This is a genomic window from Microcoleus sp. AR_TQ3_B6 (assembly GCF_036702785.1).
Lineage (GTDB): Bacteria > Cyanobacteriota > Cyanobacteriia > Cyanobacteriales > Microcoleaceae > Microcoleus.
Genome location: NZ_JAUBVJ010000069.1, coordinates 15,984 through 36,458, shown reverse-complemented (window position 1 = coordinate 36,458; position 20,475 = coordinate 15,984). Strand labels below are relative to the sequence as shown.

Annotated in this window: 25 protein-coding genes and 3 pseudogenes; 18 read left to right on the top strand and 10 right to left on the bottom strand. The window is 44.9% G+C overall.

What is annotated here, in order from left to right; genetic code table 11:
• The first annotated feature begins 31 nt into the window (after positions 1-31).
• The 9 genes and pseudogenes from QUB56_RS26580 to QUB56_RS26540 all read left to right on the top strand — a co-directional run bounded on the left by QUB56_RS26580 (position 32) and on the right by QUB56_RS26540 (position 5,774).
• A complete protein-coding gene (locus QUB56_RS26580) occupies positions 32-610 on the top strand; it encodes a biotin transporter BioY (protein ID WP_332959248.1) in 579 nt (192 codons plus the stop codon).
• Positions 559-996 (top strand): hypothetical protein, encoded by a 438-nt coding sequence (locus QUB56_RS26575; protein ID WP_332959246.1) that lies wholly within the window; start codon positions 559-561, stop codon positions 994-996. The genes QUB56_RS26580 and QUB56_RS26575 overlap by 52 nt, the downstream gene beginning before the upstream one ends.
• Positions 997-1,154: 158 nt before the next feature.
• On the top strand, positions 1,155-1,664 hold the full coding sequence (gene lspA / locus QUB56_RS26570) for a signal peptidase II (RefSeq protein WP_332959244.1): 510 nt from the start codon (positions 1,155-1,157) through the stop codon (positions 1,662-1,664).
• Between the two features lie 393 nt (positions 1,665-2,057).
• Entirely contained in the window at positions 2,058-3,713 is a 1,656-nt protein-coding gene (locus tag QUB56_RS26565) for a radical SAM protein (RefSeq protein ID WP_332959243.1), read from the top strand.
• 155 nt (positions 3,714-3,868) lie between these two features.
• The gene (locus QUB56_RS26560; RefSeq protein ID WP_332959241.1) at positions 3,869-4,519 is read left to right on the top strand and encodes a hypothetical protein; all 651 of its coding nucleotides are present in this window, start codon (positions 3,869-3,871) and stop codon (positions 4,517-4,519) included.
• Positions 4,520-4,538: 19 nt separating this feature from the next.
• A pseudogene (locus QUB56_RS26555) lies at positions 4,539-4,724 on the top strand (type II toxin-antitoxin system RelE/ParE family toxin); the annotation flags it as partial.
• 53 nt (positions 4,725-4,777) lie between these two features.
• Complete coding sequence (locus QUB56_RS26550; protein ID WP_332959239.1) at positions 4,778-5,101, top strand: transcriptional regulator; 324 nt, start codon at positions 4,778-4,780, stop codon at positions 5,099-5,101.
• A gap of 39 nt (positions 5,102-5,140) precedes the next feature.
• A complete protein-coding gene (locus QUB56_RS26545) occupies positions 5,141-5,602 on the top strand; it encodes an SRPBCC family protein (protein WP_332959237.1) in 462 nt (153 codons plus the stop codon).
• Positions 5,586-5,774, top strand: a complete 189-nt coding sequence (locus QUB56_RS26540; RefSeq protein WP_332959235.1) for a CPXCG motif-containing cysteine-rich protein — start codon at positions 5,586-5,588, stop codon at positions 5,772-5,774. Before QUB56_RS26545 ends, QUB56_RS26540 begins: the two co-directional genes overlap by 17 nt.
• Positions 5,775-5,778: 4 nt before the next feature.
• On the opposite strand, the gene QUB56_RS26535 is transcribed toward QUB56_RS26540, so the two are convergent.
• The 3 genes from QUB56_RS26535 to QUB56_RS26525 form a co-directional block, all read right to left on the bottom strand.
• Positions 5,779-6,531: a gamma-glutamyl-gamma-aminobutyrate hydrolase family protein gene (locus QUB56_RS26535; protein ID WP_332959233.1), complete on the bottom strand. Its 753-nt coding sequence runs from the start codon at positions 6,529-6,531 to the stop codon at positions 5,779-5,781.
• Between the two features lie 200 nt (positions 6,532-6,731).
• A complete protein-coding gene (locus QUB56_RS26530) occupies positions 6,732-7,391 on the bottom strand; it encodes a DUF2834 domain-containing protein (protein ID WP_332959231.1) in 660 nt (219 codons plus the stop codon).
• Positions 7,392-7,517: 126 nt separating this feature from the next.
• Positions 7,518-8,807 (bottom strand): FAD-dependent oxidoreductase, encoded by a 1,290-nt coding sequence (locus QUB56_RS26525; RefSeq protein ID WP_332959229.1) that lies wholly within the window; start codon positions 8,805-8,807, stop codon positions 7,518-7,520.
• Between the two features lie 232 nt (positions 8,808-9,039).
• Between QUB56_RS26525 and QUB56_RS26520 the strand changes: the two genes are divergently transcribed.
• Entirely contained in the window at positions 9,040-10,431 is a 1,392-nt protein-coding gene (locus QUB56_RS26520; protein ID WP_332959228.1) for a glycoside hydrolase family 10 protein, read from the top strand.
• Between the two features lie 470 nt (positions 10,432-10,901).
• Positions 10,902-11,882 (top strand): aldo/keto reductase, encoded by a 981-nt coding sequence (locus QUB56_RS26515; RefSeq protein WP_332959226.1) that lies wholly within the window; start codon positions 10,902-10,904, stop codon positions 11,880-11,882.
• 128 nt (positions 11,883-12,010) lie between these two features.
• Here QUB56_RS26515 and QUB56_RS26510 read toward each other — a convergent pair whose 3' ends face one another.
• The 3 genes from QUB56_RS26510 to QUB56_RS26500 form a co-directional block, all read right to left on the bottom strand.
• Positions 12,011-13,225 (bottom strand): M20 family metallopeptidase, encoded by a 1,215-nt coding sequence (locus tag QUB56_RS26510; RefSeq protein ID WP_332959224.1) that lies wholly within the window; start codon positions 13,223-13,225, stop codon positions 12,011-12,013.
• Positions 13,226-13,487: 262 nt separating this feature from the next.
• On the bottom strand, positions 13,488-14,195 hold the full coding sequence (gene bioD / locus QUB56_RS26505; RefSeq protein ID WP_332959222.1) for a dethiobiotin synthase: 708 nt from the start codon (positions 14,193-14,195) through the stop codon (positions 13,488-13,490).
• A 213-nt stretch (positions 14,196-14,408) separates the two neighbouring features.
• The gene (locus QUB56_RS26500) at positions 14,409-14,705 is read right to left on the bottom strand and encodes a hypothetical protein (RefSeq protein ID WP_332959221.1); all 297 of its coding nucleotides are present in this window, start codon (positions 14,703-14,705) and stop codon (positions 14,409-14,411) included.
• Positions 14,706-15,485: 780 nt separating this feature from the next.
• Between QUB56_RS26500 and QUB56_RS26495 the strand changes: the two genes are divergently transcribed.
• From QUB56_RS26495 to QUB56_RS26485, 3 genes are all read left to right on the top strand, one after another.
• Positions 15,486-15,695: a hypothetical protein gene (locus QUB56_RS26495; protein WP_332959219.1), complete on the top strand. Its 210-nt coding sequence runs from the start codon at positions 15,486-15,488 to the stop codon at positions 15,693-15,695.
• Positions 15,696-15,975: 280 nt separating this feature from the next.
• A complete protein-coding gene (locus tag QUB56_RS26490; RefSeq protein ID WP_332959217.1) occupies positions 15,976-16,548 on the top strand; it encodes a hypothetical protein in 573 nt (190 codons plus the stop codon).
• Between the two features lie 232 nt (positions 16,549-16,780).
• Complete coding sequence (locus QUB56_RS26485) at positions 16,781-17,497, top strand: GUN4 N-terminal ARM-like repeat domain-containing protein (protein WP_332959216.1); 717 nt, start codon at positions 16,781-16,783, stop codon at positions 17,495-17,497.
• Between the two features lie 253 nt (positions 17,498-17,750).
• Here QUB56_RS26485 and QUB56_RS26480 read toward each other — a convergent pair.
• From QUB56_RS26480 to QUB56_RS26465, 4 genes and pseudogenes are all read right to left on the bottom strand, one after another.
• Positions 17,751-17,988: pseudogene (locus QUB56_RS26480) on the bottom strand (transposase); the annotation flags it as partial.
• A 354-nt stretch (positions 17,989-18,342) separates the two neighbouring features.
• Positions 18,343-18,504 (bottom strand): hypothetical protein, encoded by a 162-nt coding sequence (locus QUB56_RS26475; RefSeq protein ID WP_332959214.1) that lies wholly within the window; start codon positions 18,502-18,504, stop codon positions 18,343-18,345.
• Between the two features lie 311 nt (positions 18,505-18,815).
• Positions 18,816-19,105 (bottom strand): annotated as a pseudogene (locus QUB56_RS26470) (ISAs1 family transposase); the annotation flags it as partial.
• A gap of 84 nt (positions 19,106-19,189) precedes the next feature.
• The gene (locus QUB56_RS26465) at positions 19,190-19,432 is read right to left on the bottom strand and encodes a hypothetical protein (protein ID WP_332959213.1); all 243 of its coding nucleotides are present in this window, start codon (positions 19,430-19,432) and stop codon (positions 19,190-19,192) included.
• 124 nt (positions 19,433-19,556) lie between these two features.
• Between QUB56_RS26465 and QUB56_RS26460 the strand changes: the two genes are divergently transcribed.
• Genes QUB56_RS26460 through QUB56_RS26445 form a run of 4 tightly spaced genes read left to right on the top strand, consistent with a single transcriptional unit; the run spans position 19,557 to position 20,468 of the window.
• Positions 19,557-19,769 carry a helix-turn-helix transcriptional regulator gene (locus QUB56_RS26460; protein ID WP_332959212.1) on the top strand — a complete coding sequence of 71 codons (213 nt, stop codon included), beginning with the start codon at positions 19,557-19,559 and terminating at the stop codon, positions 19,767-19,769.
• Between the two features lie 20 nt (positions 19,770-19,789).
• Positions 19,790-20,002, top strand: a complete 213-nt coding sequence (locus tag QUB56_RS26455) for a helix-turn-helix domain-containing protein (RefSeq protein ID WP_006635455.1) — start codon at positions 19,790-19,792, stop codon at positions 20,000-20,002.
• A 20-nt stretch (positions 20,003-20,022) separates the two neighbouring features.
• Positions 20,023-20,235, top strand: a complete 213-nt coding sequence (locus tag QUB56_RS26450; protein ID WP_332959211.1) for a helix-turn-helix transcriptional regulator — start codon at positions 20,023-20,025, stop codon at positions 20,233-20,235.
• A gap of 20 nt (positions 20,236-20,255) precedes the next feature.
• Positions 20,256-20,468, top strand: coding sequence for a helix-turn-helix domain-containing protein (locus QUB56_RS26445; protein WP_096831645.1), 213 nt, complete (start codon positions 20,256-20,258; stop codon positions 20,466-20,468).
• The last annotated feature ends 7 nt before the right edge of the window (positions 20,469-20,475 follow it).

The following is a 20,475-nucleotide window of genomic DNA, read 5'->3' as shown; positions in this document are numbered from 1 at the left end:
TATACCTTCTGACGAATGCCGTTTGATGATAATGCCTGCTCCTATTGAATTAATCTGGGCTGTTATTGGTTTGCTGTTGACGATAGGAGGCACTTTTTTGCCTGCATCTGTCACAATTCCTATTGGGTTCTGGGACGATCGAGGACTTCAGGCGTACTCTTTAGGTGTTACCTATCAAATTGGAGCCGTTTTGCTAGTAGGCTGCATGGGGGGGAAAAATGCTGCGGCTCTCTCGCAAATTGCTTATTTGGCATTAGGATTAACTTTGTGGCCAGTTTTTTCTCAAGGCGGCGGCATCGGCTATCTCAAAGAAGCGAGTTTTGGGTATTTGCTGGGTTTTGTGCCTGGTGCTTGGGTGTGCGGCTGGGTGGCTTTTAAGGTGGCTTCGCGGCTGGAATCTATGGCTTTTAGCTGTTTGTGCGGTTTGTTCACTATTCACGCGATCGGCTTAATTTATCTAATTTTTACTTACTTGCTATCTCCGGCAAAAAAAACACCTTTATTCGATGAGATTCTTAAATATTCGGTTTATCCTCTGCCGGGGCAATTGGCGGTAGTTTGTGCGATCGCAGTGCTGTCATTTACTTTGCGCCGCTTGATGTTTTATTAATTGCGAAGGAAGAAGGAAGAAGGAAGAAGGAAGGAGGAAGAAGGAAGAAGGAAGAAGGAAGAAGGAAGGAGGAAGAAGGAAGAAGGAAGGAGGAAGAAGGAAGGAGGAAGAAGGAAGAAGGAAGGAGGAAGAAGGAAGGAGGAAGAAGGAAGGAGGAAGAAGGAAGAAGGAAGGAGGAAGAAGGAAGGAGAAAGAAGGAAGAAGGAAGGAGGAAGAAGGAAGGAGGAAGAAGGAAGAAGGAAGGAGGAAGAAGGAAGGAGAAAGAAGGAAGGAGGAAGGAGGAAGAAGGAAGGAGGAAGAAGGAAGAAGGAAGGAGGAAGAAGGAAGGAGAAAGAAGGAAGGAGGAAGAAAGAAGAAGGAAGAAGGAAGAAGGAAGAGGTAACTGATAATTGTGCAAAATAAGGTTATACTATACATTGCGAAACGGGAGAGTCATCTCGCTGCGGCTGGGATTGCTTTGCTGCACTGCATTCTGCTCGCAATGACAAGTGAGATACGAGTAAATTCTCTCATGCCCGATGCCCCATTTTCTATTGCTTAATTCATGCGTTTTAAAAGAAATCCCTTGTTCTGGGTGGCTGGTGTTATCAGTTTAGTTTTAGACCACCTGACTAAGTTTTGGGTGGTGCAAAATTTTGACTTGACGGTTCCTCCGCAGACGCAGCCGCTGTTACCCGGGGTGTTTCACTTCACTTATGTTGTTAATACCGGTGCGGCTTTTAGTCTGTTCAGCAATGGCGGGGCGAATTGGTTGCGCTGGCTGTCTTTGGGCGTTAGTGTGGGATTGATAGTGCTGGCTTGGTTCGGACCGCGAATTAACCGCTGGGAACAAGCTGGTTACGGTTTGATTTTGGGGGGAGCACTGGGGAACGGGATCGATCGATTTATTTCGGGGCACGTTGTAGATTTTATCGATTTTCGGATAATTCGGTTCCCCGTATTTAATCTAGCCGATGTGTTTATTAATGCTGGGATTATCTGTTTGCTGATTGCAACTTTTCACAGTACACCGCCGCCGAGAAGCCAAGACGATCGCAATTCTATTTCAGACTAACTTTCAACAAGTCAATCGATTTTAGATTTTAGATTTTCGATTTTCGATTAACCACCCGCGGGCTGTACCGTTCTCAGGTCGATCTGATGCGGAGCTTTTTTTGCTTATCCACTGATGAATCCGGCGGCGTGACAACCAATTGCTTCCGGTCATTTGTCCGTTGTCTGTTGTCAGAAGGTATAGGTATCAGCTTAAAGTTAGGGTCATTTATGAGCTATAATTATATTTTTTAGTGCTAAGGCTAAACTCGCTCGCGATCAAAAGCAATTTGGTCACCAACCCCCAGATTTATCCGTGGGATAAATTCCCAAATCTAAAATCTAAAATCTAAATTCCCAAATCTAAAATCTAAATTCCCAAATCTAAAATCTAAAATCTAAAATCTAAAATCGAATGACTCCTAATCCATTTGCCCAAGAACGGTTACTATTTGCCCCAGCAACCCCCGATGCTGATGCTATCCCGACTATTTTTGCTTTTCCCAACGAGTACACGGTGGGTATTACCAGTCTCGGCTATCAGATAGTGTGGGCAACTTTGGCTGTGCGATCGGATATTGAAGTGGGCCGTTTATTTACTGATATCCGCGAACAACTTCCCCGACATCCAGAATTACTGGGATTTTCGCTTTCTTGGGAACTCGACTATGTAAATATTCTAAATTTATTGGAATCTCTAGAAATTCCGATTTGGGCGTCAAAACGAACTGATAATCATCCGATCGTCTTCGGCGGTGGCCCGGTTTTTACTGCTAATCCAGAACCTTTTGCCGATTTTTTTGATGTGATTTTGCTCGGAGATGGCGAACATCTCGTTGACAATTTTATTGATGCTTGTAAAGAAGTCCGTACCGCCGACAGACAAACTAAATTGCGGCATTTAGCCCAAGTTCCGGGAGTTTACGTCCCCAGTTTGTACGAAGTAATTTATCTGGATGCTGCTGAGGGTATTAAATCGATTCAGCCTGTCGATTCGGGCATTCCCAGTATGGTTGAAAAACAGACTTATCGTGGCAATACTTTATCTGCTTCCACTGTGGTGACAGAAAAAGCGGCTTGGGAAAATATTTACATGGTGGAAGTGGTTCGGAGTTGTCCAGAAATGTGCCGTTTTTGTTTGGCAAGTTATCTGACTTTGCCGTTTAGAACTGCGAGTTTGGAGGGTTCGCTAATTCCGGCGATCGATCGAGGTTTAGCTGTGACTAATCGTTTGGGTTTGTTGGGTGCTTCGGTCACTCAGCACCCGGAATTTGAAGCGTTGCTGGATCATTTGAATCATCCGAAATACGACGGGGTGCGGCTTAGTCTTTCTTCGGTAAGGACGAATACGGTGACAGTTAAATTGGCAGAAATTTTGACCAATAGAGACAGCAAATCTGTGACAATTGCGGTGGAAAGCGGGAGCGATCGCCTCCGCCAAATCGTTAACAAAAAACTCACAAATGACGAAATTATTCAAGCTGCTATCAATGCTAAGGCGGGCGGCTTAAAGGGAATTAAACTTTACGGGATGGCGGGAATTCCCGGCGAAGAAATGCAGGATTTAGAGGAGACGGTGGCGATGATGCGGGCGATGAGAAAAGCCGCTCCCGGTTTGCGGTTGACTCTGGGATGCAGCACTTTTGTCCCGAAATCTCACACTCCTTTTCAGTGGTTTGGAGTGAATAAAGATGCGGAGAAGAGGCTGAAGTTTTTAGATAAAGAATTGCGCAAGCTTGGTTTAGAATTTAGACCTGAAAGCTATAACTGGTCTGTGATTCAGGGGTTGCTCTCCAGGGGCGATCGGCGGCTGTCTCGGCTGTTGGAGTTAGTGCGGCATTACGGCGATACTTTGGGCAGTTATCGGCGGGCGTTTAAGGAGTTGCGGGGACAGTTGCCGGAGATGGATTTTTATGTTTTTCAAGAGTGGGAATTGGAGCAGGTTTTGCCTTGGAGTCATTTAAAAGGCCCGCTACCTGAGGCGACTTTAAAAAAGCATTTGGCTGAGGCGATGAGTCATACAACACGACAACCAAATCAAGAATGTGAGAATTCACTAAGTTGCGTTTAGTAAATTAGATTATAATAGCCTCATGCGTGTTATTAGCCGTCATAGCCGAAATTCATCTGGCATAAGGTTCACGGTAACAGCAACAGATCTCAAATGGGTTCTATATTTCAAAGCTCAAATTCATTGGATATAAAATTTTTTGAGGGTGTACTCTTATGAAATGGAAAAATTTAATCCTTACACTCCTAGTTATTTTGCCAGTTTCAGGTTCTTTTCATAAGATATCTGCTTCCTATGGAAACCCAATATTCATCGCCCAAGAGAATAGAGAACCAGATAAGTTGGAACTTTGCTATATTGCCCAATCGTTTAGGAAAATCGAGGACTTAGAATTTGTTACTATAATTGACTATAAGGCTCTCAGTAGAGATGCAGGACAGGGCTACGGAGCCAAATGGCAAAATAAAGACAATACTCTCGATTTATATCTGTACGATCTTAATTATCAAAATTTTGGAAATTCTCCGGATTCTCCTTTTATACAAGAAGCACTTAATTCAGCTATAGAAGGAGTGAGATACGCTCTTCAAAAGGGAATATACCAAAAAGCAGATATAGGAGTCACTTCCATTCGAGAATTCGGTGAATTCAAGTTTTTCTTTGTACCTATAAAACTTATAGTTTCTGGAAGACAGGGAGAATCTGTAATTATGTTGACTGTAGTTCAAGGGCGGTTTTTCAAAGTTCGATTAACATCTTTTGAAAAAAATCCCAAACAAAAAATAGAACGTATTCTTACTAAATTGCCTCAACTCATGCCCACAAAATCCAAAGTAGCTAGTAACTGTCCTACTGACCCATCCTAAGTTCACCTTTGGCAAACTCAAAATTATTTTGGGGAATTTGGGAGATAGTCAGTCAGTTGGAAATCGAGTCTTTGAATTAAGGATAGACTATGGCCCTGGTTTCCGAATCTATTGTGGGCAAGTAGGAACAACAATTATACTTCTTCTGTGCGGAGGAGATAAAAGCACTCAAGAACGAGACATTCGCCAAGCAATAGAATACTGACAAATTATAAGAGTAAAAAAAAGCATAAAAGTTTACCGTATCATGACTTTTTGATGGCACGGCTAAAAAACCTCAGTTATGCGACACTCTATCTCAAAAGTCATTTTAAATTAGATAAAGGGGGAGAAGCTGACGAAGCATTGCTGAAAGGAACTCTGGGCGATGTAGCTGAAGCTCTGGGTCAACCAAAAATGACTCCAGAAGAATATGAATTGCACTTAAAAAAACTGGATGAATTGCTATCGCTACAAGGAAGTGATACGATTTATAATCTGGGAACTTGGCTCAATGCTTTGGGATTGAAACTAACCGTTGCTGTTTGTACTGATACAGAGGATAATACTGCAAATGCTGAAAGGCGATTCCCTTCGGGATAGCTTCGCTTCACGCACTTAACTGTCTAGCCCAACGATACAATGCCCAATTTTAAATATTCGTCGCTGATTAATGCCACTGTTGAAGCAGTCTGGAACTTTCACGAAAGGCCCGACATTCTGCAACTTTTGACTCCGCCTTGGCAACCGGTGAAAATCATTCGCCGCGAAGGGGGACTCGATGTGGGTGCTGTATCCGAATTTCGCGTGTTATTGGGGCCGATTCCTGTAAAATGGGTGGCGACTCACACTGAGTGCGAACCATATCGCTTGTTTGTTGATGAACAAACTGAGGGGCCGATGGCACGTTGGACTCACCGACACGAGTTTACCTCAGAAAATGGCAAGACTAGATTGACAGATGCGATCGCATTTTCGATACCGGGCGGCCCGATTGTCGATTTGCTGTTAGGTTGGTGGGTGGAAATGCGCTTAACAGATATGTTTCGCTACCGCCACGAAGTCACAAAAAGAGAGTGCGAAAAAGATGCAAACAACGGCTGAATATTACTGTGCTTTCTGCGGCGAACCGAATACCACTTTTGTTGATACCAGCGGTGGTATGGAGCAATCTTATATCGAAGATTGTCAGGTTTGCTGTCGCCCGAATGTTCTTTATATCAGAATAGATGAAGATACTCTGGATATTGAAATAGATACTGACTATCAAGAATAAGTGACTATAAAAATGTAGGAATTGCCTTTGAGGCTGACTTGGTAGAATTTATCAATCTTGAAGCGGCTGCTTCTACGAAAGCCCGAAAAATTCGAGAGTTTACCGAACAGTTTGGCGACATTTCCGGGTGCCATTGGATTGCTATCATCCAAGGGTGATAGCAGTGCTCCATTGCTTCTACCAAAGTGTCAGGTGCATCGGCTACAATTCGCCAATCGGATGTTACCTTCCTCACTGCTTGATGATGCCAGGAAACAACTGTTGTTGAAGTTTTTCCCATAATTTTGGCTAGCCGACTGTTTGGCTCAATTTCAATGGTATGCTCGATCGCACGCGGGGGAATTCCCGATCCGTGATTAACCTCGTCTCCGTAAGCATCCGGTACGTGAATCACCAAACTGCCACCGCTGGCTACGTTCAGGATTTGCATTCCCCGGCAAATCCCCAACACAGGTATGTCAGCCTTCAAAGCTAGCTTTGCTAAGTTTAATTCAAAATTGTCGCGTTCTGCATTAACCGAGTAAACTGTGCGATCGACATAACCGCCATAAAGTTCTGGGTTGATATCTCCGCCCCCGGAAAAAATCAAACCATCTACTGCATCAAAAATGCTACCCGGATCTAATTGATTGGGCGGCAGCAAAATCGGGATTCCTCCTGCTGCTTGCACTGCATCAATATAAGTCCCATTTAAGCGATACTCGCCTGCTGAACAGCGGTTGTGTGTTGTGATGCCAACAATCGGAAATTTTTTCATTTGCTAGAGACTGGGAGATAATTATTTAGATTAATACTCAGATTTGGCACTATTTGTAATCAGTATTTCATGGGCGGGCTAGGAGCAACGGCCCACAATAAAACTTACTTACTTATTGTGAAACAGGCATCTTGCCTGTTTCTTGTCTGATTACTTGTGATTGATTCCTAGATTAAAGTGAGCATTCGCTGCACTGCTGTCTAATTTGTAACTGTTTCAGTATTAGTTTCCATCAGCGGTTTGCGCGTGCACAGATAAGCCAGTGGTCCGAACAGCGGCACTAATGTTACTGCCCAAAATGCTGCGGCATTCTGCATTCCTCGGCGGGCCATGTCGTCTGCCAATAAGGCAGGAAATAGCAGGCAAAGCATACAAAAATCTAAACTCATTACATGGATAAAGCGGCTAGTCTGCCACTGTCCAATAAAATCAGACCAATCGCCTTTTGTCAAGCCAAAGGAAACTAAAGCTGCCGCGCCCAATGTTAGGACAATGGCAGTAAAACGGGAGTCTAATATCTTTAAAAAGATATTTTTATGACCGGGAAACTCTGGATTAGGTTCGCGCAGGGCTAAATAAGGCAGCAAGGCAAAGGCGCCGACGCCAAAGGATAAAGTGGCAAACAACCATGCAGGTATTTTCTGCCCCCTGCCGTCAGCAAATAAGAGGCAACTGTAGATGAGCGGCCAGACTCCCATGATGTTGAACAACGCTACAATTAAAGGGTTGATGTCTGCTATTTTGCCTGTGGAAAGATTGGTAATTAGTGTGATGGTTTCTGGGCTGTCGGGTGGTGCAAATACAAAGGCGTAGGTGCTAAATGCAATCCAAATCAGCCAAAATCCAATTTTTCGCAACATAGTTAGTTTTTCTTACTTCTGATATTACTATAATAAGCTTAAAGGGTTTTTGAATAAGACTTTTTTTATTTACCGCAGAGGACGCAGAGGACGCAGAGGAAGAGAGGAGAATATCTGAATGTATTGCTATTTGGTATTGCGGGTTTTGGGCAGATTGCTAAATTTTTGCATAAATTGGCGATCGATCCAATCTTTCCAGTACCACAGCAGCGCCGATTCCCACATGAAAGATCCGCGAGATGCGATCGCCCTTTTATTCCCAGTACCAATTAACCCTAAGTATTGTTCCTGCGGTGCAAAGGGTTTCAGCGGTTTTTCCAATAAAAACTGCTGCAAATTTTCAAACAGCGGTTTGCCCTGACGCACGGCAAACACGCCTGCTTTGGGACGCGGATAATTAACCATCGCAGCGATATCGCCAGCCCCAAATACGTTGGGGTGAGAGACTGATTGCAGGCAATCGTTGACTTGCATAAAGCCGTTTGAGTCGGCTGCTAAACCGGATTCTCTTATCCAATTTGCTGCCGATGCTTCTGTTACCCAAAAAATGCGATCGCACTCTAATTCTAAACCTGATTTACAGGAAATTTGGTAATTGGTAGGGAATTGAGGATTGGTTTCTGTCTCAATCTTTTTTACTGCACAGACTTTTTCCGGCAAATGCACTTTAACGCCACGATTAATCAGAATTTCTTTAAGGCGGCGGCGCACCCGCTGATTGTGTCCCTGCATCAATTCAGCACCGCTGTGAAATAAATGAATTTCTGATGATAAATTTTCTAAATTTTCTTCCCTCTTCCTTCTTCCCTCTTCCTTCTTCCCTCTTCCTTCTTCCCTCTTCCTTCTTCCCTCTTCCTTTTTCCCTCTTCCTTCTTCCCTCTTCCTTCTTCCTTCTTCCTTCCCCAATCGAGATTGCATATTTAATGCTAATTCTACGCCGCCTGCACCGCCGCCTACAATGGCTATCCGCAGCGGTTTTTGGGGAGGGTTTCGCCTTTCGGAAATTAACTGATTCCAGCTAGCTAAAAACTCCGGTACGGGTTTAGCTGCAATTGCATATTCTGCGGCACCCGGTACAGATAAAGTCGCAGGAGTGCTGCCGATATCCACAGAAAGCAAGTCAAAATTAACCGGAGGGCGAGTTTGACAAATAACTAAATTTTTGTTAAGGTCGATCGCGATCGCCCGATCGATTAATATTTGACACCCGGCAAATTCAGCGAGCGATCGCAAATTGATGTGACATTCATCATAACTGTAAAACCCGGCAACGTGTCCCGGCAGCATCCCCGAATAAGGCGCGTGCAGCACGTCGCTAATCAGAGTCAAACGCACGGAAGGCAGAGGTTGGATACCGAACATTTTTAATACGATAGCATGACTGTGACCGCCGCCAATTAACACTAAATGTTTCACAATTACAGATGTTCGATCGAAATGTTCTTTTCCCCGATATTGTACAGCACTCGCACTCCGGCAGGCCGCACAGTCCGGTAAGGAGAGCTTGCAGTGCGTAATTAATGATTTCCCAGCACTTAGACAGAATGCTCTGACTTACCCTCTGTAGAGCGAGATTATACTTGGCTCAGTTGCGATCGCATAACAGCAATCCACCCATTTCACTTAACCGATTCCAAAATCAGCGCAAATGGCTGTAGACTGTATAGCGATCAAATTTTATTACCAAATTATCCTGGGGTGTGTTTCGACAGCTAACTCACCATTCAAAACTATGACATTACGCATCATTCCGCGCAGTTGGCAGCGATCGATTAAAACTCTTTTCCCGCTTCTGTTTGCCCTCTCATTCATTATAGTATTGCTGGCGAACAACTTCATTCCGGCGATCGCCCAGCCACCCCGCCAGGAAATTCGCGGCGTTTGGATGACGACAAACGACAAAGACATCCTCCGAGATCGCCGCAAACTAAAAGATGCTGTCAGCAATCTAAAACGGTTAAATTTCAACACAATCTATCCCGTTGTCTGGAATTCTGGCTATACAATGTATCCCAGCTATGTAGCGCAGCAAAGAGACATTCAACCCTTTGTTTACAGAGGGTTAGACGGACAAGATATGCTCGCCGATTTAATCGCTCAAGCTCACCGCCAAGGCCTGCTAGTAATTCCTTGGTTTGAGTTTGGTTTTATGGCTCCTCCCACATCAGAATTAGCCTTAAACAATCCCGATTGGCTGACACAAAAACAGGACGGCAGCCAAACATCAAACGGCGCAGGTGGCGAAGTAGTTTGGCTCAATCCCTTTCATCCAGAAGTGCAGCAATTCATTACCGAACTCGTACTAGAAATCACCACTCAATACAACGCAGACGGCATTCAATTTGACGACCACATGAGTTTGCCGTCAGAATTTGGATACGATGACTACACAGTTGCTTTGTATACCAAAGAAACAAAACAACCTCCGCCAAAAGATTTTGAAAATCCCGCATGGGTGCAGTGGCGAGCAAATAAAATTACCGCTTTTATGTCCCAGCTAAATCAAGCCGTCAAAGCAGCCAAACCCAATGCAATTTTCTCGATTTCTCCCAATTACTACGATTTTGCTTATAAACATCACCTACAAGATTGGTTGTCTTGGGTACGTTTGGATATTGCCGACGAGCTAATCGTGCAAGTGTACCGTCCCAATTTAGAATCATTTGTGGGCAAGATTAACCGTCCAGAAATGCAAGAAGCACAGCAAAAGATTCCCACCGGAGTAGGGATTATGACAGGTTTGAGAAATAACCCCGTACCGATTGAGCAAATTAAATCTCAGGTGCGAGCAGTCCAAGAATTCGGCTTAGGCGTCGCTTTCTTCTACTATGAAAGCTTGTGGGAATATGCGCCCGAACCCATCGCCGATCGACTTTCTCAATTTAGCAATTTTTTCCCGTTTTCTGCATTCCGAACAGCGCAACAAATACCCAGACGCGCCGCGACTTTTCCTCCACCTGCGCCACCCAAACCAGACCCCAAAGCTAAGCCGCATCAACCTACCAAAAACAGCGCCCCTTCGCCCTTGCCAACCACGTAAAAGAATTAAAAAGTCATCAGTCATTAGTCATTAGTCATTATAGCAATCCTTGCAGGAGTCGTAAAAAGATGTAGGGGTAGTGCCCCCGTGCCTACCCCGGCCTGCATCGGGGGAACCACGGGGGGTTTGCCCCTACAAGAATTACACAAATGATTTAGGATTGCTATAGTTAGAAACGATTAATTCGGAGGCGCGGGTTGTACCAACAATATTGACGGCAACTAAAAGGAACTAAAAACCCGCCCCCGCCTAGCTAATAATTGCCTGCAATACATTAGGAACATAACATTGTTGTGTCAAAATCAGAATATCTGTATTGCTGCTAATATTAACTTCGGTTGATTAATCATACTAGCCGGGGCGGGTTTACGAGATAATCAGCTGTAGGCAATTATCGTTTGTAAAACCCGCCCCTAAACTTCTGTTCGATCATTTAACCGGACTTGCTATAACAACTACCATCAATAAAAATGCAAACTCACCAAAAAATTTTACTGCCAAAAATGGGCTGCGGCACTTGGGCCTGGGGCAACAGATTGCTCTGGGGCTACGATGAAAGTATGGACGAGCAATTGCAAGCCGCGTTCAATCTTTGCGTCAGCAGCGGTGTCACTTTATTCGATACCGGCGACTCTTACGGAACAGGGAAATTAAATGGACGCAGCGAACAGCTTTTGGGCCAGTTTTCTCAACAATATCAAGGTGCAAATAAAGAAAATATTTGTATTGCGACAAAACTCGCGGCTTATCCTTGGAGACTGACGCGACAATCAATGATATCGGCGGGTAAAGCCTCTGCTTCGCGCCTCGGAAAAAATGTAGATTTGGTGCAAATGCACTGGTCTACAGCTAATTACGCTCCTTGGCAAGAGGGGGCTCTTTTGGATGGTCTGGCTGACCTTTACGAGCAAGGATTGGTTAAGGGAGTGGGCTTGTCTAATTACGGGCCGAAACGGCTGAAATGGGTGCATCAAAGATTTAGCTCCCGCCAAATTCCTATTGTTACTTTACAAGTGCAATATTCGCTACTTTCCACCTATCCGGTGACAGAACTCGGGTTAAAAGATGTTTGCGATGAATTGGGGATAAAATTGATTGCTTACAGTCCTCTAGCCTTGGGGTTGCTGACGGGTAAATATTCCGAAAATGGCTTTCTTCCTAAGGGTATCCGAGGTTTGGCGTGCAAGCAGCTACTTCCGGGAATGCGATCGCTTTTGGAATGTTTGCGAGAAATAGCGGCATTCAGAAACCAGACTGTTTCGCAGGTAGCAATCAACTGGTGCATCTGCAAAGAAACTATTCCGATTCCTGGGGCGAAATCTGTGGCACAGGCGATGGATAATATTGGTGCTTTGGGCTGGGAGTTGGACTCGGGCGAGATTGCAGAATTGGATAAGGCGGCGGCGAGTGTAGATAAAAAAATGGTGCAGAATATCTTTCAAACTCGGTAATATCTGAGATGTTGTACCATTCTCACGAACAGGCAAGATGCCTGTTCCACAAGACATGAATTTGCTTGTTCCACAAAAACTAAATTTTCTTGTGGGGTGGGCTTCTAGCCCGCCCCTGAAAGCCTGATTTACATCACACAAAAATTTTCCACGCAGCGCACAAACATTTCTACACCCATCCCCAACGCAGTTTCATCAAAATCAAAACGCGGGTGATGGTGCGGGTAAGCCAAGTTTTTCTCGGGATTTGCTGAACCCAAAAAGAAATAGCAACCGGGCACTTCTTGCAAAAAGAACGACATATCCTCGCCGCCCATTGTTTGACATTCGGGAACAATTCCCGCAGGAGTTTCGACAACGGATTCTGCGACGCCGCGCACCAATTCAGCTATTCTTGAATCATTAATCACCGGCGGGTAAAACGCAGAATAATCTAATTTGTAATTTGCCCCGTGACTCTGACAAATTCCGGCAATTACTTGCTCGATTCGCTTGCCAAAATAACCTTGATATGCTGGATTGAAATAGCGCACGGTGCCACCGATTTGAGCGGTGTCGGCGATGACGTTGTGGGTGTCGCCTGCGTGGAATTTGCCGACAGTTACTACCGCTGAGTCGATCGGGTCAATGTTCCGCGCGACAATGGCCTGCAAAGCGCTGACAATTTGGGCTGTAACTACGATCGAGTCCACAGTCTGATGTGGCATTCCACCGTGTCCACCTTTGCCAAAAATCGTGCAGTCAAAAACTTCGACAGCCGCCATCAGCGCGCCGCTGCGGACGCCTACAGTCCCCAAAGGTAGATTGTTCCACAAATGCAAGCCGACGATCGCATCAACATCAGGATTCTTCAAAACTCCCGCTTCAATCATCGGTTTTGCGCCTCCTGGTCCTTCTTCGGCGGGCTGAAAGATAAATTTTACTTTACCCGAAAAGCTGTGTTTGTGCTTGGCAAGATAACAGACAGTACCGAGGGCGATCGCAATGTGGCCGTCGTGACCGCAAGCGTGCATAATTCCATCATGCTGCGATCTATAATCCGCCTCATTTTCCTCTTGAATCGGCAAAGCATCCATATCAGCTCGAATTGCCAAAACCCGCCCCGGTTTGCCGCTGTCTATAGTTGCGACAATACCAGTTTCAGCAATATTAGTTTGATGCTCAATGCCCCATTCCTGCAACTTTTGCGAGACAAACTGCGCCGTTAAATTTTCCTGAAAACTCAACTCCGGCTTTTGGTGCAAGCGGCGCCGCCATTCGACTAGCTGAGGCTGCAAATTTCTAATTTCAAGCCGCAACTGAGATAAATCGACAGATGTTAAATTCGGCAAAGTAGAAATCATATTTTCTTCTCCTTTTTTTTTATTTGGTTTTAGGTCTAATCAGTCAATCAATTATCATTCCTAATGATAGCAACTTTGAATAATTCCTGTAACTATCTCTTCTCTTTCTCTGCAACCTCTGCGCTCTCTGCGGTCAAAAAAACCTTGTTCAGAAATCAAACATAATTGCTATGTCAATCCTACTTGACTTGTGCAGGAGATTTTTTTTATTAACCGCAGAGGGCGCAGAGATCGCAGATAAAGAGAGGTGTTTAGAATAGGGTTATTTAGAAGTCTGAGGAACTAAATTAACCCCTGGTAGTAACCGCTCTAAATCTAATTCTGAAGCTGCTCGAGCTAATTTGGTAAGGTCAGTCGGGTCATCTAAATGCGGCAAAATACCCAACACAGGTATTTGAGTCAGCGACTGGATCAAATCAACGGGCGCCAGTTCGGCAATTTCTTGTTCAGAATAAGCTTTAACGCAATTAAGCACAATACCTTTGAGATCAAAACCAGTGTGTCTGGCGAGAGCAACATGAGCCACCGCTTGCCCGATCGCCCCCAATCTCACTGGTACCACCAAAACTCCCTTCAGTCGCCAATCCCTGCCAATATCGGCCACCGTCAGTTCCCGCGTTAAAGGCGAACCCAGTCCTCCCAAAGCTTCCACCAATACAAAATCCTTGCCCTTGCAGAGGCTTTGCAGCGCCGTCCACACCTTTTCTAACTCAATATGTCTCCCCTCCCGTTCTGCGGCAATCGGCGGTGCTAGAGGCGCGTCAAAGTGCAGCGGATTGAGTTCTTGTGGGGATTGGTCGAGGGCTAACAAACGGGTGTAGAATTCGCGATCGCCCGTTCCCGTTTGCAACAGCTTCAAAATTCCCAAACTGCGATCGGGAAAATACATTTGCCAATAAGCAGCCAGAGCGCTGGTCAAAACAGTTTTGCCCGCGTCGGTATCAGTTCCAGCAATTAGCAACGAGTTCATTGGCAAATAGCTAACAAGTAATTGGCTTCAACTTCACTCTAACCATATTTTTGGCAAATAAACTAGCTCATGCACAAGCTCTTTGAACAATAGCTTGACTGCTTTACCCGCCACGCGCGCGCCAGTTTCACGGACCGCCCGCTAAGTTTTTCCGCATCCATGATTTCCCCTAGCCGTCAGCCGATGTCGTTGTTAAGTCGCGCCCGCTGTGGTTCAATCCTGGTAAATATCCACTGCCACAAAGCTATTGGACACAAATCTCAACCGCCGCTGACTCTCGACTTGTTGATGTCCCCGCTGCCACGAGTGTGACGGCGCATAGCCCAAAGATTTGCAAAAACGGCCAAGTGATAGATGTTGCTTGGTCGCTTTGTGAGACCGGCGACCGTTACAAATCTTCACATCAGGTTTACCGTCGGCGGCAAGGTAATTTTCAAACGGATAAATTTGAGAAAGCAGCCAAGCCTCGACTCGGCGGCCAAAACCAAAACGAGCACCAGATCCTTTCATCAAAATTATAAAGTTGGGGATTCTTTACACTTATTCACCTAATTATATGAATTTTCACTCTTCTCGGATTGAGAACGATAAAACGCCCTTTTTTTACATTTTTTTACAAAACTACTTTAAAATTCAGCCGGTGGTATGATATTGCCAGGGAAACTCATAACCGCAGCACGGTCAACCTTCGGCATTGAGCTCTGCCTGCCGAATGCCGGAGGAAAAGGCTTAGCAAGGGCTGCCAATAAAAAACCTCAGCGTTTGGCTGAGGACTGCTTGAGTGGGAGATATCGTTAATCTGCGTTTTTTTTAGTTGACTTAGATTGCATGGAATTCCATGCTGCTGACTTTCCCCGGGCTTTCGCATTGTGGGATTCATAAGAACAAACTTTTCGGGATGAATCCACAAAAAGTTTAATTCTTAAAGGCGTTGTCAGAACCCGGCAAACCACTCGCTCAACTATAAAAGTTAAGTCTGTGGCTAATTGTAGAAGATGCGCCCTGATGGCTTAACTACCCGATGGATTAGCACCCTGATGGCATAACTCCCTGATGGATCGACGCCCTGATGGCTTTCGCTCCACTACCCAAAAAATTCTGGTTGGTGGATGATCGTGGACATTAGTAACACGTCACTTCTGGCGTTTCCGATCGCAAGCGGGTGTGCCTGTCTGAATTGATTATGACAGGCAGATTTATCAGAAGACAAGTGGGTTATTGCATCAACCCATTTCTAATAGATCGGGATAGCCAAAAAGTGTCAATCTACGCAAATCAGGGTCATCGAACATGAAAAACAGCATCTTAGTATTAGAGCGAATTGCCTCGGCTGGCTTCGGCTTTTTCGATGCAGGTAGCGCCAGCGCTTCTGCGATCGCCCTACAACCTACATTAGCCAGCAGTTTTACGGCTTGGGAGAGCCGTCCTGACTTTGACTACACTGGAACGAATGAGGATGGCGAGCAAGAAGAGGTAAAAACGGGTAAAGGCAGGAAATAATTGGCACTCTTGTGTGGTTATCTCTTGTGCGGTTGTGGGTGTGGTTTTGGTTGTGGTGGCATTTGTTGTCGCAACCGCCTCGGATCGAGGCGGTTAAAACTCGATCCCAATATCAGTCTACTTAATCCCGGGGGTGGGGTCAGTTTCAGAGAACGGTGAATGAGAAAATAAACAGGTAAGGCGAGTCTGTCGGTGGAGTTTCCCCGCCTATCAACTTCCTTACCTTCGGATGTTCGGGATTCGGATCTGTCACAATCGTATTTCATATCGTAAAAACCCAATGGAAAATACTCTCGAAACTACCCGCAGACAGCGCGTATTGACAAGAACCCAGGAACGGCGTCAGGCGACACCCAAAGAAAAACAGTTGATTCACCTGCTGGCCAATATGGCTTGCAGTTTGATTAAATACGACTACAAACACGCAGCAGGGAAGGGAACCCTCCCGCCTTCGGAAAGCAAGCGTTTAGCGGAATGGCACTACCTGCGAGTTCAGCAAATTCGCCGGATCGAACGCTCATTGGAGCCCGTAGCGACCCTCAAGCGCGTGTACTACAAGAGCATCCTCAGTCCGAGGGATCTCAAGTCGTTGAAACTTCTGTGGCTTGAGGACGACAAAAACCGCGTCAAACGGCTCGATCCTGACTTGGACGACATCCTCAGCGAAGCTTTGGATCGGGGAGATACTTTAAAACAGCTATTTCACTCGATCGAAGTCAAAGAACGCACCTTTGCTGCCACTCCTCGCCCCGGCGCCGTGCCGCTTTGGGTCAAAGAGTGGGAAGACTCGGAATATGACATAAACTTTTTTCCGCCTTCGTTCTCTGCATGGGTTTCGATCGTGGACGACTAGGTTCAAGAACAACTCTTTTAAATGGCATCGATCGTAAAATTCAGATGGTAGACTTATTTGCGATTGCTGCCATTGGCGAAGAGTGTGCGGGCGTGAGGCTAAACTAGGGGGCGTTGCGCCCAGCTATCCGAGTACACAGAAGTGAATCGGAGTCAGTACCATTGTACAATGGGGGAAAACCAGGGCTTCAGCTAATAGCTGATAGCTGATAGCTGATAGCTGATAGTTTCTCATGACTGACTCGATTTCTACTTCTCCTCTAGACTCGGCGGCCGATACAGCCGAACTCCGCTCTCAGTTGAGGTCTGGTTCGGAAAAAACTCAACTGCAACTGCTGCAACAACAAATAGCAGATTCCGGTTGGGATGTATTGATGGAATTTTTATTAGAGCGCAAGTCAGAGGCACCGACTGCGGTAATGGGTAAGGCTTACCAAATTCTTTACAGTGCTAATTCTCCGAGAGCGGCGGAGTTTTTGCAAGCGAATTTTCCGACTGGGCTTGTCCCGCTGCGATCGGACTCTAATATTGATTACACTCCGCTACAACAATTATTGGCGTTACAAGAATTTCAAGAAGCCGATCGCTTGACTTTAGACAAGCTTTGTGAATTGGCGGGTGATGCAGCTTCCGTGAGAAAGTGGCTGTATTTTACGCAAGTGGAGAGTTTGCCGATGGCGGATTTGCAAACAATTAATACGCTATGGAAAGTTCATTCCGAAGGCAAATTTGGCTTTTCGGTGCAGCGGGAAATTTGGCTCAGTTCGGGGAAGAATTGGGAGAAGTTGTGGCGGCTAATTGGCTGGAAGAAGGGGAATAATTGGACGCGGTATCCGCAAGAGTTTATTTGGGATTTGAGCGCGCCTAGGGGTCATTTGCCACTGTCGAATCAGTTGCGGGGTGTGCAGCCGTTTGCGGCTTTGATGGCTCATCCGGCTTGGGTGAAGTGAAGGGTTTGGTGGCTTTTGGAGAATGTGGGGCGGGCTGGATGTTCGGCCCCACATTTGTTGGTTCGCCTGGGTAAACGCATCTAAATTAATTTGACAAAAACCTGAATTTGTGCATTACTAAATAACTAAAAAAACCTTCTTAAAATCATTAATTTTTACCCTACTTAAGCAGATTAAATCATAACCTTAAGATTTTCTCAACTTCTTAAAGCCGGATAATTTTTCTTCTTAGATAGGTGTTAGATTTCGAGCATTAACTGGCAGAGTTTAAAATTTGAACTAAATAATTATTGTCCATTGCCGCTCGATACCGCTTCATTTTTATACTTTGTGCCGGAAGTTTTCTCTGGTTTTAGTAAACTTATAGCCAAGCGACGTAGAAGTGCAAAATTTTCGGGAGAGTGCTGTTTCCTCTTCCGGCTTTCATCTTCGGAGAATGTAACATCGAGTGTCCAATGTAAGCTATTTTCAATGCCCCAATGACCAAGAATTTCGTGATGGTACCCGCCACGTGATTTATCCGTGGAATCAATCCCTTTTCGAAAATCGAAAATCCTCAAGAAAGAGCATTTATCCGTGGGGTCAATCTAAAATCTAAAATCTAAAATCTAAAATCGATTGACTGCGGACTGCCCCAGCAATTCTCTCAGCATTACTGCTTAAACTACTAAGCGTAAAAACGAGCGACCGTTGTGGTTTTATTCCACAATCGTCGTTCACTAACTATCATGATAACTGTTTTTAATCCCGTCCATAATTCTTGATTATGCAGAGGTGGTAACTCGGATCCATCCACAGTCCAGACTTGTCTTTTTTCCACTCGATGATGTTCAGCTTCTACTTGTTCATGCCGGATTGTACTCTCTACCTAAATAATCTGCTTTTTGAGCTACTTCCAACCAGGATTTTACGGCTTTGTACAGGAGTTTTTGATTCCATCTTAAAGCTAAAATATAATCTCCTTTCTTGTTGATAATCAGAGATATTATGTCTTTTTTGCATCCCATAGGATTGAGGGTTATTACAGTTTCGGCAATTTCTAAAATTTCTATTAATTCCGGAATTGCTGTCAGCTAGTTAGAATTTTTATGGACTTATTTTTGCCCTAAAACAAATTGATGAGATGAAGACCAGGCAGTAACTATATGTAGCGCTTTTTGCTGGTCAGTTCGGTCAATCGATTTTAGATTTTAGATTTTAGATTTTAGATTTTAGATTGACCCCACGGATAAATGCTCTTTCTTGAGGATTTTCGATTTTCGAAAAGGGATTGATTCCACGGATAAATCACGTGGCGGGTACCATTAAGAAATTCTTGGTCATAAGATTGTTTCATTGTTTTGCCATCAATGGCGATCGCGTTTAGTTCTAATTCCCCGACTATCGCATTTACCCAACTCAAAAAACATTCTTGAAAGTGGTGCGGTTCAATTCTGGCAAATACCCGACTAAATGTGTCATGAGATGGTATACCATTCGGTAATTATAGAAATTTTCTCAACCATTCATATTTGGCATTACCATAGGATTCTATTGCACCCATCCGTCTGCACCACTGATGATAGCTAGAATTGCAATCGCGATAATGTCTTTAAGTAAATGTTCTTTTTAAAGTTTAGCAACATTAGTCGGTCGGGGGTTTAAACCCCCGCCGGAATCTGGCAACAAATGCAAGATATCAGTTCGATCGCATTAAACTTCGATCGGCAATTGTGTTTGAATTGGAACGCTGTTTTCATCCAACACAGACACCGCATTTACGAACACAATTGTATGCGGGACTGCGGGCATTAAGCGGCGCAGCGCGTTCAAGTAAGATTCGGCATCGCGGCGGCGGGCGAAACGGGCGACTGTTAACCGCTGACATTTGGGGAGGTGGCGAATTAGATGCCAAGGTTGAAGTCGATCGCGATATGTCGGTTGTTTTGGTATCATAGGAAAATCCTTCCCACGTTTGTGGGTGGTGAATGAAAGGCGATCGCCCTGCGACCTCAGAAATCAAGGGCGATCGCTGTATTTAACTATTAAAAGCCAAAGACGTAGCTTATGTCAAGCATAAATGGGGTTAATTAGGTTGCGAGTTCGAGAACTAGCTGAGGAAAAGGGTTGGACGCTGAAAGAAGTTTCCGAGAGAACGGGCATTCCCTACAGCACGGTCAAAAATTATGCCCATGCTCCTAAACTGGCAACAGTGGACTACACGGCTTTGCAGAAACTTGCTGCTGTTTTCGATTTGATGATCGAAGATTTGGTTGAGGTTTTGGAACATTGAACTAATTTGTCAGCGGGAAGATGGGTCTAATTCGGTTGCGGGTTCGAGAACTAGCTGAGGAAAAGGGTTGGACGCTTAAAGAAGTTTCTGAGCGATCGGGCATTCCTTACAGTACGGTTAGAAGCTATGCCCATTCTCCCAAGCTGGCAACGGTAGATTACACAGCTTTAAACAAAATGGCTCGCGTGTTTGATATTGCGATCGAAGATTTAGTTGAGATTTTGGAAGAGTAGGCTGATTTATCGTTGGGAATATGGGACGAATTAGGCTGCGAGTTCGAGAATTTGCTCAAGAAAAGGGTTGGACTCTCAGGGAAGTCTCCAACAGAACAGGTGTTCCATACACCACGATCGCCACCTATGCTAATTCTCCAGGTATGGCAACTGTAGATTACACAGCTTTGGACAAGATAGCCCGTGCGTTCGATATTGCGATCGAAGATTTAGTTGAGATTTTGGAAGAGTAAGCTGATTTATCGTTGGGAATATGGGACGAATTAGACTGCGAGTTCGGGAATTTGCTCAAGAGAAGGGTTGGAATCTGACAGAAGTATCCAAAAGAACAGGTATTCCATACACCACGATCATTACCTATGCCAATTCTCCAGGCATGGCTACCGTTGACTACACAGCTTTGGACAAGATGGCCCGTGCGTTCGATATTGCGATCGAAGATTTGGTTGAGATTTTGGAACAGTAAACTGATT